10 protein-coding genes are annotated in these 12,803 nt (G+C 72.3%); all 10 read left to right on the forward strand.

The window, feature by feature from the left end; all coding sequences use genetic code 11:
- Positions 1–80 precede the first annotated feature (80 nt).
- The 10 genes from uvrA (at position 81) to secG (ending at position 12,768) form a co-directional block, all read left to right on the forward strand.
- Positions 81–3,044 carry an excinuclease ABC subunit UvrA gene (gene uvrA, locus ACPYN7_RS07780; RefSeq protein WP_231738401.1) on the forward strand — a complete coding sequence of 988 codons (2,964 nt, stop codon included), beginning with the start codon at positions 81–83 and terminating at the stop codon, positions 3,042–3,044.
- On the forward strand, positions 3,041–3,736 hold the full coding sequence (locus ACPYN7_RS07785; protein ID WP_424347258.1) for an HAD hydrolase-like protein: 696 nt from the start codon (positions 3,041–3,043) through the stop codon (positions 3,734–3,736). Before uvrA ends, ACPYN7_RS07785 begins: the two co-directional genes overlap by 4 nt.
- An 8-nt stretch (positions 3,737–3,744) precedes the next feature.
- On the forward strand, positions 3,745–5,793 hold the full coding sequence (gene uvrC, locus ACPYN7_RS07790) for an excinuclease ABC subunit UvrC (RefSeq protein WP_424347259.1): 2,049 nt from the start codon (positions 3,745–3,747) through the stop codon (positions 5,791–5,793).
- Positions 5,794–5,959: 166 nt separating this feature from the next.
- Positions 5,960–6,886 carry an RNase adapter RapZ gene (gene rapZ / locus ACPYN7_RS07795; RefSeq protein WP_058874525.1) on the forward strand — a complete coding sequence of 309 codons (927 nt, stop codon included), beginning with the start codon at positions 5,960–5,962 and terminating at the stop codon, positions 6,884–6,886.
- Between the two features lie 31 nt (positions 6,887–6,917).
- Entirely contained in the window at positions 6,918–7,985 is a 1,068-nt protein-coding gene (locus ACPYN7_RS07800) for a gluconeogenesis factor YvcK family protein (protein ID WP_424347260.1), read from the forward strand.
- 47 nt (positions 7,986–8,032) lie between these two features.
- On the forward strand, positions 8,033–9,013 hold the full coding sequence (whiA, locus tag ACPYN7_RS07805; protein WP_424347261.1) for a DNA-binding protein WhiA: 981 nt from the start codon (positions 8,033–8,035) through the stop codon (positions 9,011–9,013).
- A gap of 220 nt (positions 9,014–9,233) precedes the next feature.
- The gene (gene gap / locus ACPYN7_RS07810; protein ID WP_424347262.1) at positions 9,234–10,238 is read left to right on the forward strand and encodes a type I glyceraldehyde-3-phosphate dehydrogenase; all 1,005 of its coding nucleotides are present in this window, start codon (positions 9,234–9,236) and stop codon (positions 10,236–10,238) included.
- Between the two features lie 40 nt (positions 10,239–10,278).
- Entirely contained in the window at positions 10,279–11,502 is a 1,224-nt protein-coding gene (locus tag ACPYN7_RS07815) for a phosphoglycerate kinase (protein ID WP_424347263.1), read from the forward strand.
- A gap of 126 nt (positions 11,503–11,628) precedes the next feature.
- Positions 11,629–12,444, forward strand: a complete 816-nt coding sequence (tpiA, locus tag ACPYN7_RS07820) for a triose-phosphate isomerase (protein ID WP_058874530.1) — start codon at positions 11,629–11,631, stop codon at positions 12,442–12,444.
- Between the two features lie 69 nt (positions 12,445–12,513).
- Complete coding sequence (gene secG, locus ACPYN7_RS07825; RefSeq protein WP_058874531.1) at positions 12,514–12,768, forward strand: preprotein translocase subunit SecG; 255 nt, start codon at positions 12,514–12,516, stop codon at positions 12,766–12,768.
- Positions 12,769–12,803 lie beyond the last annotated feature (35 nt).

Here is a 12,803-nt window from a genome sequence, read left to right on the forward strand (position 1 = left end):
CCACGGACCCGGTCCCGATGTCCGGGCCCGGTACTAGAGTGGAGGGCGTGTCTGAGCCGATCCCCACGTCCACCCTGGTCATGAGCCCGTCGACCGAGCCCTCCGAAGCCCTCGACGGTCCCGTGACCACCGCCGCCGCACGGACCGCCCGCCGGTCCGACCTCACCGAGATCGTGGTGCAGGGCGCGCGCGAGCACAACCTCGACAACGTCTCGCTGACCGTGCCCCGGGACGCCATGGTCGTGTTCACGGGGCTGTCCGGCTCCGGGAAGTCGTCGCTGGCGTTCGACACGATCTTCGCCGAGGGCCAGCGCCGCTACGTCGAGTCCCTGTCCTCCTACGCCCGGATGTTCCTGGGCCGGGTGGACAAGCCGGACGTCGACTTCATCGAGGGCCTGTCCCCGGCGGTGTCGATCGACCAGAAGTCCACCTCCCGCAACCCGCGCTCCACCGTGGGCACCATCACCGAGATCTACGACTACATGCGCCTGCTGTGGGCGCGCGTCGGCCACCCGCACTGCCCCGAGTGCGGCGAGGCGATCGAGAAGCAGACCCCCCAGCAGATCGTGGACCAGCTCCTCGAGATGCCGGAGAAGACCCGCTTCCAGGTGCTCGCGCCCGTGGTGCGCGAGCGCAAGGGCGAGTTCGTGGACCTCTTCCAGGAGCTCACCGCGAAGGGCTTCTCCCGCGCCACCGTGGACGGCGAGACGGTCCAGCTCTCGGACCCGCCCAAGCTCAAGAAGCAGTACAAGCACACCATCGAGGTGGTCGTGGACCGGCTCGTGGTCAAGGAGGGCATCCGCCAGCGCCTGACCGACTCCGTCGAGACGGCGCTGGGCCTCGCCGAGGGCCGCGTCGTCGTCGAACTGGTGCCCCGCACGGACGAGGAGATCGCCCACCCGCTGGAGCTGCGCCGCCCCTTCTCCGAGAACCTCGCGTGCCCCAACGAGCACCCCCTCCAGGCCGACGAGATCGAGCCCCGGTCCTTCTCCTTCAACGCCCCGTTCGGCGCGTGCCCGGAGTGCGACGGCATCGGCTCCCGGCTCGAGGTCGACGAGGAGCTCGTGGTCCCCAACCCGGACCTCTCCCTCGTGGAGGGCGCGATCGCCCCGTGGTCGCTCGGCAAGGCCACCAGCGAGTACTGGAACCGCCTGCTCGCCGGGCTGGGCCAGGAGCTCGGCTTCGACCTCGTCACCCCGTGGGGCAAGCTGCCCGCCAAGGCGCGCAAGGCGATCCTCGAGGGCAAGGACTACCAGGTCACCGTGGCCTACCGGAACCGGTTCGGCCGGGAGCGCCGCTACACCCAGGGCTTCGAGGGCGTGATCGGCTACATCAAGCGCAAGCACGCCGAGACGGAGTCGGACAACGCCAAGGACCGCTACGAGCAGTACATGCGCCAGGTGGCCTGCCCGGCCTGCGACGGCGCGCGGCTGAACCCCACCATGCTCGCCGTGACCGTGGGCGGGAAGAACATCGCCGAGACCACCCGCATGCCCATGCGCGAGGCGCACGCCTTCTTCCGGGACCTCGAGCTCAGCACCCGCGAGGCGAAGATCGGCGAGCAGGTGCTCAAGGAGATCCAGTCCCGGCTGACGTTCCTCGTGGACGTGGGCCTGGACTACCTCAACCTCGAGCGGGCCGCCGCGACGCTGTCCGGCGGCGAGGCCCAGCGCATCCGCCTGGCCACCCAGATCGGGGCCGGGCTCGTGGGGGTGCTCTACGTCCTGGACGAGCCGTCCATCGGCCTGCACCAGCGGGACAACCGCCGGCTCATCGAGACCCTCACCAAGCTGCGGGACATGGGCAACACCCTGATCGTGGTCGAGCACGACGAGGACACCATCCGCGAGGCCGACTGGATCGTGGACGTCGGCCCCGGCGCCGGCGAGCGCGGCGGGCGCGTGGTGCACTCCGGGACCTACGAGGAGCTGCTCGCCAACGAGGGGTCCATCACCGCGGACTACCTCTCCGGCCGCCGGGCCATCCGGGTGCCCGCGCAGCGCCGCGCGATCGACCGCAAGCGGATGCTCAAGGTCGTGGGCGCCCGGGAGAACAACCTGCGCGGCATCGACGTCTCCTTCCCGCTGGGGGTGCTGACCGCCGTGACCGGGGTCTCCGGGTCCGGGAAGTCCACGCTGGTCAACGACATCCTCTACACCTCGCTGGCCAACACGCTCAACGGGGCCAAGCAGGTCCCCGGCCGGCACAAGCGGATCGACGGCGTGGACCAGCTGGACAAGGTGGTGCACGTGGACCAGAGCCCGATCGGTCGGACCCCGCGCTCCAACCCCGCCACGTACACGGGCGTGTTCGACCACATCCGCAAGCTCTTCGCCGAGACCCCGGAGGCGAAGGTGCGCGGCTACCAGGCCGGCCGGTTCTCCTTCAACGTCAAGGGCGGGCGCTGCGAGGCGTGCTCGGGCGACGGCACGATCAAGATCGAGATGAACTTCCTGCCGGACGTCTACGTCCCGTGCGAGGTGTGCAAGGGGGCCCGGTACAACCGGGAGACCCTCGAGGTGCACTACAAGGGGAAGACCATCGCCGAGGTGCTGGCGATGCCCATCGAGGAGGCCGCCGAGTTCTTCAAGGCGTTCGGCCCGATCGCCCGGCACCTGAACACCCTCGTGGACGTCGGTCTGGGCTACGTGCGGCTCGGCCAGCCCGCCACGACCCTGTCCGGCGGCGAGGCCCAGCGCGTGAAGCTCGGCGCGGAGCTGCAGAAGCGCTCCAACGGCCGCTCCATCTACGTGCTGGACGAGCCCACCACCGGGCTGCACTTCGAGGACATCCGCAAGCTGCTGCTCGTGCTGCAGGGGCTCGTGGACAAGGGCAACACCGTGATGACCATCGAGCACAACCTGGACGTCATCAAGTCCGCCGACTGGATCGTGGACCTCGGCCCGGACGGCGGCTCGGGCGGCGGCCAGGTCGTGGCCGAGGGCACCCCGGAGCAGGTCGCCCGGAACACGGACAGCCACACCGGCCGGTTCCTCGCCGAGGTGCTCGCCGAGCGCCCCGCCCCCGCGGGGGCCGGCCGATGAGCGCCCCCGTGGTGCTCTGGGACCTGGACGGCACCCTCCTCGACCCGGCCGGGGCCATCACCGGGGGCATCGCCCGGGCCCTGGCCGAGCACGGCCACGCCGTGCCCGAGGACCTGCGCCGGTTCGTGGGGCCGCCCGTGGGCTTCTCCCTGCGGACCTTCACCGACGTCCCGGAGGACGAGATCCCCGCGGTGGTCGCCTCCTACCGGGCCCGCTACCGCACCGAGGGACTGGCGCAGACCCGGATCTACCCGGGGGTGGAGGAGCTCCTGGAGCGTCTGCACGGCGCCGGGGTGCGGATGGCCGTGGCCACGCAGAAGCCGGAGCCCACGGCCGAGCTCGCCGTGGCGCGGTTCGGGCTGAGCCGCTGGTTCGAGACCGTCTCGGGGGCCGCCGACGACGCCGCGGCCGCCCCGCGCGACGGACAGGCCCACGACAAGCCCGCGATCATCGGCGAGGCGCTGCGCCGGCTCGGCGTGCACGCCCCGGACCCCGCGCGCACGGTGATGATCGGGGACCGCCGCTACGACGCCGAGGGCGCGCTCGCCCACGGCATCGACTGCCTCGGCGTCGCGTGGGGCTTCGCCGACGAGGACGAGCTGGGCACCGGCTTCGCCGCCGTGGCCCAGGACGCCGTCGAGCTCGGGGAGCTGCTGGCCCGGTACACCTCCCCGGCCCCGACCGGCCGCTGAGGAGGACCGTGGCCGACCCCGAGAGCTACCGCCCCGCCCGTCAGGACATCCCGACCGCCCCCGGGGTCTACCGCTTCCGCGACGAGTACGGGCGCGTGGTCTACGTGGGCAAGGCCAAGAACCTGCGCAACCGGCTGAGCTCCTACTTCGCGCCCCCGCACGCCCTGAGCCCCAAGACCCGCGCCATGGTCACCACCGCGGCCGGCGTCGAGTGGACGGTGGTGGGCAGCGAGCTGGAGTCCCTGCAGCTCGAGTACACGTGGATCAAGGAGTTCAAGCCCCGGTTCAACATCGCCTACCGGGACGACAAGTCCTATCCCTACCTCGCGGTGACCATGGCCGAGTCCGTGCCCCGGGCCCAGGTGGTGCGCGGGGAGAAGAAGAAGGGCAACCGGTACTTCGGCCCCTACTCCCAGGCCTGGGCGATCCGCGAGACCCTCGACGCGCTGCTGCGCGTCTTCCCCGTCCGCACGTGCTCCAAGGGCGTCTACCGGCGCGCCGAGCAGTCCGGGCGCCCGTGCCTGCTCGGCTACATCGACAAGTGCTCCGCCCCCTGCGTCGGGCGGATCTCCGCGGAGGACCACTACGCGCTCGCGGAGGACCTGTGCCGGTTCATGGCCGGGCACGCGACGCCGTTCATCAAGGAGCTGCAGCGGCAGATGCAGGAGGCCGCCGCGGCCATGGACTTCGAGACCGCCGCCGCGCGCCGGGACGACATCGCCGCCCTGGAGAAGGCCTTCGAGCGCAACGCCGTGGTGCTCTCCGACAGCACCGACGCCGACTTCTTCGCCCTCGCCGAGGACGAGCTGGAGGCCGCGGTCCAGGTCTTCCACGTCCGGGGCGGCCGGATCCGCGGCCAGCGCGGCTGGGTCACCGAGAAGGTCGAGGAGGCCGACGGCGGACGGCTGCTCGAGCAGCTGCTCGAGCAGGTCTACGGCGAGACCGCCGCGGACGCCGCCGAGAGCGCCCAGGCCGCCGCGCCCCCGTCCCCGGGCGGGTCCAAGCACCGGCCCGCCGCGGAGGCCGCCTACCGCGAGGACGCCATCCCGCGCACCGTGCTGCTCTCCGAGCCCGCCGACAGCGCCGACCGGCTCGAGGAGTGGCTCTCGGGCCTGCGCGGGTCCCGCGTGTCGATCGCCGTCCCGCAGCGCGGGGAGAAGGCGCACCTGATGGAGACGGTCCAGGAGAACGCCCGGCAGGCCCTCAAGCTGCACAAGTCCCGGCGGGCCGGCGACATCACCACCCGCTCCGCGTCCCTGCAGGAGCTGCAGGAGGCCCTGGACATCCCCGTGCCGCTGATGCGCATCGAGTGCTACGACATCTCCCACGTGCAGGGCACCAACGTCGTCGCCTCCATGGTGGTCTTCGAGGACGGACTGCCCAAGAAGTCGGACTACCGGAAGTTCTCGGTCACGGGCGAGGCCGCGCGGGACGACACCGCGTCCATGTACGACGTCATCTCGCGGCGCTTCCGCCGCCACCTCGAGGAGCAGGCCGAGCGGGAGGCCGCCGGGCCGCGCACCGGCGAGGTGGACGCGGGGGCCGAGGCCCCCGAGCGGGCCCGCTTCGCCTATCCGCCCAGCCTCGTGGTGGTCGACGGCGGGCCCCCGCAGGTCGCCGCGGCCGCCCGGGCGCTGCAGGACCTCGGGATCGAGGACGTGCACGTGGTCGGCCTGGCCAAGCGGCTCGAGGAGGTCTGGGTGCCGGACGACGAGTTCCCCGTGATCCTGCCGCGCGCCAGCCAGGGGCTGTACCTGCTCCAGCGGATCCGCGACGAGGCCCACCGCTTCGCCATCACCTTCCACCGCAAGAAGCGCTCCTCCGCCATGACGGTCTCCGTGCTCGACGAGCTGCCCGGGGTGGGCCCCGCCAAGCAGAAGGCGCTGCTCAAGCACTTCGGCTCCGTCAAGAAGCTCCGGGCCGCCCGGGTGGAGGAGATCGAGCAGGTCCCCGGTTTCGGGCGCACCCTGGCGGAGAAGGTGGCCGCCGCGCTGCAGTCCGCCGACGACACCGCCGCCCCGGCCGTGAACATGACCACCGGCGAGGTGCTCTCCTGAGCGCGGGGCCGCGCCCCGCCGCACGGCGGCACCCCGCGGACTTCGTTAGGCTGGGGCGGGACCGCCGCGCGGGCCCCGCCGCGACCGGTGCACCGGCCGGCGCGGAGCCGCCGCGGCGGGCACGGCACGCCAGGCGCAGGGCAGGACGACGGGAGACGGAGCGGACATGAGCGAGCACACCGCCGGAGCGGACGTCGGGACGGCCGCCGGGACGGACCACGCGAAGCCGACGAGCTCGGAGCTGCTCGTCGTCACGGGCATGTCCGGGGCCGGCCGCAGCACGGCCGCGAACGCCCTCGAGGACCTCGGCTGGTACGTGGTCGACAACCTGCCCCCGCAGATGCTGCACACCCTCGCGGACCTCGTCTCCCGCACCCCGCAGGCCCTGCCCAAGCTGGCGGTCGTCATCGACGTGCGCGGCAAGGCCCTGTTCAACGACATGAAGGAGACCCTGGCCGCCCTCGAGGCGTCCGACGTCGACTTCTCGGTGCTCTTCCTGGACGCCGCCGACGAGGTCCTGGTCTCCCGCTACGAGCACCAGCGCCGGCCCCACCCGCTGCAGGCCGGCGGACGGATCCTCGACGGCATCCGCGCCGAGCGCGCCCTGCTGACCGACCTGCGGGAGTCCGCCGACGTGGTCCTGGACACCTCCGGGTTCAACGTGCACGCGCTGTCCCGCGCCGTGGCCGACCTGTTCTCCACGAACGGGCCCGTGGTCCTGCGCCTGACCGTGCTCAGCTTCGGCTTCAAGTACGGTGTCCCCGCGGACGCGAACTACGTGGCCGACGTCCGGTTCATCCCGAACCCGCACTGGGTGCCGTCGCTGCGCCCCCGCACCGGCAAGGACGACGAGGTCCGGGACTACGTCTTCCAGGACGAGGGCCCCCGGCAGTTCGTGGACCGGTTCGTCGCCATGCTCGAACCCGTCTTCGCGGGATACCGTACGGAGAACAAGCACTACGCCACCATCGCGATCGGCTGCACGGGCGGGAAGCACCGCTCGGTGGCCATGAGCGAGGAGGTGGCCCGCAGGCTCGCCAAGCTGCCGCTCGTGACCGTCAGCATCCAGCACCGGGACATGGGCCGGGAGTGACCGGCTCGCCCTCATCCGCATTGGACCCCCGATGACCCTTCCTCCCACCGGCGCCTTCCCCCGGCTGCCCCTCAGCAGCGGCGCCGACGTCGACCCCCACCACTCCCCGGACCCCTCCCACCGGCGGCCCGGCGGGGACAGCCCGTCCGTGGCCGCCCTCGGCGGCGGGCACGGGCTCGCGGCGAACCTCGCCGCCCTGCGCCGGATCACCCCGCTGCTCACGGCGGTCGTGACGGTGGCCGACGACGGCGGCTCCTCCGGCCGGCTGCGCGACGAGCTCGGCGTCCTGCCCCCGGGGGACCTGCGGATGGCGCTGGCCGCGCTGTGCGACGACTCCGAGTGGGGCCGGACGTGGCGGGACGTCATGCAGCACCGCTTCAGCGCCTCGGACGGCCGCTCCACGACCCTCGACAACCACGCGCTGGGCAACCTGCTGATCGTCACGCTGTGGGAGCTGCTCGGGGACCCCGTGGCGGGCCTGGAGTGGGCGGGCGCCCTGCTGGGCGCCCGCGGCCGGGTGCTGCCGATGTCCACGGAGCCGCTGGTCATCGCCGGCGACGTCCCCCCGTCCGGCGGCGACTGCGCCCCGGGCACGCCCGGCGCGGGGCGCACCATCACCGGCCAGGCGCTCCTGGCCAAGCAGGCCGACGTGTGCAACGTCCGGCTCGTGCCCCCCGACGCCCCGGCGTGCCCGCAGGCGGTCGAGGCGGTCGGGCTCGCCGACTGGGTGATCATGGGGCCGGGCTCCTGGCACACCTCCGTGCTGCCGCACCTGCTGCTGCCCGAGCTGCGGGAGGCGATCTGCGGGTCCCGGGCACGGCGCTGCGTCACCCTGAACCTCTCGCCGGACACCGAGACCCGCGGCAAGACGGCCGCCGACCACCTGCGGGTCCTGCACGCCTACTGCCCCGAGCTCACCCTGGACGTCGTCCTCGCCGACCCCACGGCCACCGAGGACAGCGCGGACCTCGAGGAGGTGGCCCGCGGCCTGGGCGCCGAGGTCTTCTACGCCGACGTCCGGGCCCACCCCGGCACCGCCGTGCACAACACGCTCCGGCTCGCGGCCGCCTACCAGGAGATCTTCGAGCGCCACCGCTGAGCTCCGCACCCACATCGACCCCCCGACATCCCCAGGAAAGGAACCGCGTGGCCCTGACGTCATCGGTCAAGGAAGAACTGTCCCGTCTCGAGATCAAGAAGTCCTCGGAACGGCGCGCGGAGCTCTCCGCCCTGCTGCGCTTCGCGGGCGGGCTCCACATCGTCTCGGGACGCATCGTCGTCGAGGCGGAGGTGGACCTCGGCGCCACGGCGCACCGGGTGCGCCGCGCCGTGCACGAGGTCTTCGGCCACGAGAGCGAGATCGTGGTGGTCTCCGGCGGGGGACTGCGCCGCGGCAGCTCCTACGTGGTGCGCGTCGTCGAGGACGGCGAGGCCCTCGCCCGCCGCACGGGCCTGCTCGACTCGCGCGGGCGCCCCGTGCGCGGGCTCCCGCCCGCGGTGGTCAACGGGGCCGTGGCCGATGCCGAGGCCGTGCTGCGCGGGGCCTTCCTCGCCCACGGCTCCCTCACCGAGCCCGGCCGCTCCGCCGCGATGGAGTTCACCTGCCCCGGCCCCGAGGCCGCGCTCGCGCTCGTGGGCGCGGCCCGCCGGCTCGGCGTGCTCGCGAAGGCCCGCGAGGTGCGCGGCGTGGACCGCGTGGTGGTGCGGGACGGGGACGCGATCGCCGCGCTGCTCACCCGGATGGGCGCCCACCGCACGCTCCTGCAGTGGGAGGACCGGCGGATGCGCAAGGAGGTGCGCGCCACCGCCAACCGCCTCGCCAACTTCGACGACGCCAACCTCCGCCGCTCCGCGCAGGCCGCGGTGGCCGCCGGCGCCCGGGTCGAGCGCGCCCTGGAGATCCTCGGCGACGACGTCCCGGAGCACCTGCGGCAGGCGGGGGAGCTGCGCCTGGCCAACAAGCAGGCCAGCCTCGACGAGCTCGGCCGGCTCGCGGACCCCCCGCTCACCAAGGACGCCGTGGCCGGCCGGATCCGCCGGCTGCTGGCCATGGCGGACCGCCGGGCGGAGGAGCTGGACCTCCCCGGCACCGACGCCGGGGTCGCCGCGGAGACCCTGCCGTCCTGAGCCGGGCCCGGGGGCGCCCGCCGCGGCGCCTCCGGGCTCCCCGGAAAGCCACGACCCGGTCCGTGGGTTCCGGGGGTTCCATGTCCACCGATGTTGGTTTGTGTGGGTTTGGCGATGAATTGGGGATGAATCTTTCATGACCCCAAGACATCCCAGGGATAACCACGTAGAATGGTACGTGGTTCAACGATCCAGACCCCGACCAACACAGGAGAACCCAGTGACCATTCGAGTGGGCATCAACGGTTTCGGACGCATCGGACGCAACTTCCTCCGCGCGGCGCGCGAGCAGGGCGAGAACATCGAGGTCGTGGCCGTGAACGACCTCACGGACCCGGAGGCCCTGGTCCACCTCTTCAAGTACGACTCCATCATGGGCCGGTTCCCCGGCGAGGTGACCCTCGAGGGCGACACCATGCGCGTGGACGGCCACGAGGTCAAGTTCCTCGCCGAGCCCGACCCCGCCAAGCTGCCCTGGGGCGAGCTCGGCGTGGACGTCGTGGTCGAGTCGACCGGCCGCTTCACCAACGGCTCCAAGGCCAAGGCCCACCTGGACGGCGGCGCCAAGAAGGTCGTCCTGTCCGCCCCCGGCAAGGAGATCGACGGCACGTTCGTGCCCGGCGTCAACCTCGACGGCTACGACGCCGCGTCGATGAACATCGTCTCCGCGGCCTCCTGCACCACCAACTGCCTCGCGCCCATGGCGAAGGTCCTCAACGACGCGTTCGGCATCGAGCGCGGCCTGATGACCACGATCCACGCCTACACCGCGGACCAGAACCTGCAGGACGGCCCGCACAAGGACCTGCGCCGCGCCCGCGCCGCCGCCCTCAACATGGTGCCGACCACCACGGGTGCCGCCGCCGCCGTGGGCCTCGTCCTGCCCGAGCTCAAGGGCAAGCTGGACGGCTTCGCCGTGCGCGTGCCCGTGCCCACCGGCTCCGTCGTGGACCTCACCTTCGACGCCCAGCAGGAGGTCACCGTCGAGTCGGTCAACGCCGCCATGAAGGAGGCCGCCGAGGGCCCCATGAAGGGCATCGTCAAGTACACCGAGGACCCCATCGTCTCCTCGGACATCCAGGGCGACAGCATCTCCACGATCTTCGACGCCCCGCTGACGAAGGTCATCGGCAACCAGGTCAAGGTCATCGCCTGGTACGACAACGAGTGGGGCTACACCTCCCGTCTCGTCAACGTCGTCTCCCACGTCGGCGCGCAGCTCTGAGGCTCCGGCCCCGCACCGCCGCCGGGGTAGGGTGAGTGACATGGCTCATGCACTTGACGAACTGATCGCCGACGGCGTCGCCGGGCGCCGCGTCCTGGTCCGCTCCGACCTGAACGTCCCCCTGGACGGCTCCACCGTGACCGACGACGGACGCGTCCGCGCGTCCCTGCCGGTCCTGGCGAAGCTGGCCGAGGCCGGGGCCCGCGTCATCGTGATGGCGCACCTCGGCCGGCCCAAGGGGCAGGTCGACCCGAAGTACTCGATCGCGCCCGCCGCGCGGAGACTGGCCGAGCTGGCCGACTTCCCCGTGGTGGTCGCCACCGACGTCGTCGGGGAGGACGCGCAGGCCAAGGCCGAGGCTCTCTCCGACGGCGAGGTGCTCGTGCTCGAGAACGTGCGCTTCGACCCCCGCGAGACCGCGAAGGACGACGCCGAGCGCGGCGCCTTCGCGGACGAGCTCGCCGCCCTGACGGGCGAGAACGGGGCCTACGTCGACGACGCCTTCGGGGCGGTGCACCGGAAGCACGCCTCCGTGTTCGACATCGCGCACCGGCTCCCGGCCTACCTGGGCGACCTGGTCAAGCGGGAGCTGGACGTTCTCACGAAGGTCGTCCAGGACCCCGAGCGGCCCTTCGTGGTCGTCATGGGGGGCTCCAAGGTCTCCGACAAGCTCGCGGTCATCGAGAACCTCATCGGCAAGGCCGACTCGCTGCTCATCGGCGGCGGGATGGTCTTCACGTTCCTCGCCGCCCAGGGGCACTCCGTGGGCGGGTCCCTCCTGGAGAAGGAGCAGATCGGCACGGTCAAGGACTACCTCGAGAAGGCCGCCGCGGCCGGCACCGAGATCGTCCTGCCCGTGGACGTCGTCTACGCGGCGGAGTTCGCCGCGGACGCCGCGCACGAGGTGCGCCCGGTCGACGCCATCGAGGACGGCGAGATCGGCTCCTCGGGCCTCGGCCTGGACATCGGCCCCGAGTCCGCGAAGCTGTTCGCCGAGCGGATCAGCGGCGCGAAGACCGTGTTCTGGAACGGCCCCGCCGGCGTGTTCGAGATGGAGGCCTTCGCCGGAGGCACCCGGGCGGTGGCCGAGGCCGTCGTCGCCTCGGACGCGATGAGCGTGATCGGCGGCGGCGACTCCGCCTCGGCGGTCCGCAACCTCGGGTTCTCCGACGACCAGTTCGGGCACATCTCCACCGGCGGCGGCGCCTCCCTCGAGTTCATCGAGGGCAAGGAGCTGCCCGGGGTCGTGGCCCTGGGCGCCTGACCCGCACCCTCCACCACTGGATCAGGGGCGTCCCGGAGCGTCACGCCCCGGGGCGCCCCTGACGCCCAGCTCAGCACTGCCGAAACGCACGACGAGCGGCGCACCCGCCGCGGACAGGAGTTCCTGATGACCTCGCAGACCAACGGAGAGTTCGACCGCACGCCGCTGATCGCCGGCAACTGGAAGATGAACATGGACCACGCCCAGGCGATCACGCTGGTGCAGAAGCTCGCGTGGACCCTGAACGACGCCAAGCACGACTACTCCCGCGCCGAGGTGGCCGTCTTCCCGCCGTTCACCGACCTGCGCTCCGTGCAGAGCCTCGTGGACGGTGACGACCTGCGCGTGGTCTACGGCGCCCAGGACCTCTCCGACCAGGACTCCGGCGCCTACACCGGCGACATCTCCGGGCAGTTCCTGGCCAAGCTCGGCTGCACCTACGTGCTGGTGGGGCACTCCGAGCGCCGCACCGTCCACGGCGAGTCCGACGAGCTGTGCAACGCGAAGATCGCCGCCGCCCACCGCCACGGGCTGGTCCCGGTGCTGTGCGTCGGCGAGGGCCTCGAGGTCCGGCAGGCCGGCGAGCACGTCGCGTTCACCCTCGAGCAGCTGCGCGGCTCCATCGCCGGCCTCGAGGCGGACCGGGTGGCCGAGCTCGTGGTGGCCTACGAGCCCGTCTGGGCGATCGGCACCGGCGAGGTCGCCGGCCCCGAGGACGCCCAGGAGATGGCGGCCGCCATCCGCGCCGAGCTCGCCGGGCTCTACGACGCCGACACCGCGGCGAAGACCCGCATCCTCTACGGCGGCTCCGCCAAGGCGGCCAACGCCGGGTCGATCCTCAAGGGCAAGGACGTGGACGGCGTGCTCGTCGGCGGCGCCAGCCTGGACGCCGAGGAGTTTGCTAGCATTGCCAGGTTCGAGCAGCACCTCGTGACCGACTGATCACGACCCCCTGACCGTCCGCGCCGCCCGGGCGCGGCTGCTCGACGGACACCTCGAGGGAAGGCCCCAGTGGAAATTCTGCAGAACGTGCTCCTGGCCGTCATCGTGCTCACGAGCCTGCTGGCCGTCCTGCTCGTGCTCCTCAACAAGGGCAAGGGCGGAGGACTCTCCGACATGTTCGGCGGCGGCATGACCCAGTCCCTCAACACCTCCGGCGTGGCGCAGAAGAACCTGGTCCGCCTCACCACCGCCACGGCCGTGGTGTGGGCCCTGTGCATCGCGGCCTACGCGCTGACCATGCGCTTCGCCGAGACGGCCGTCTGACCCACCGCGTCACCGGACGACCCCGGGTTCCTCCC

Origin of the sequence: Kocuria sp. CH-021 (assembly GCF_049716185.1) — a bacterium.
Lineage (GTDB): Bacteria > Actinomycetota > Actinomycetes > Actinomycetales > Micrococcaceae > Kocuria > Kocuria cellulosilytica.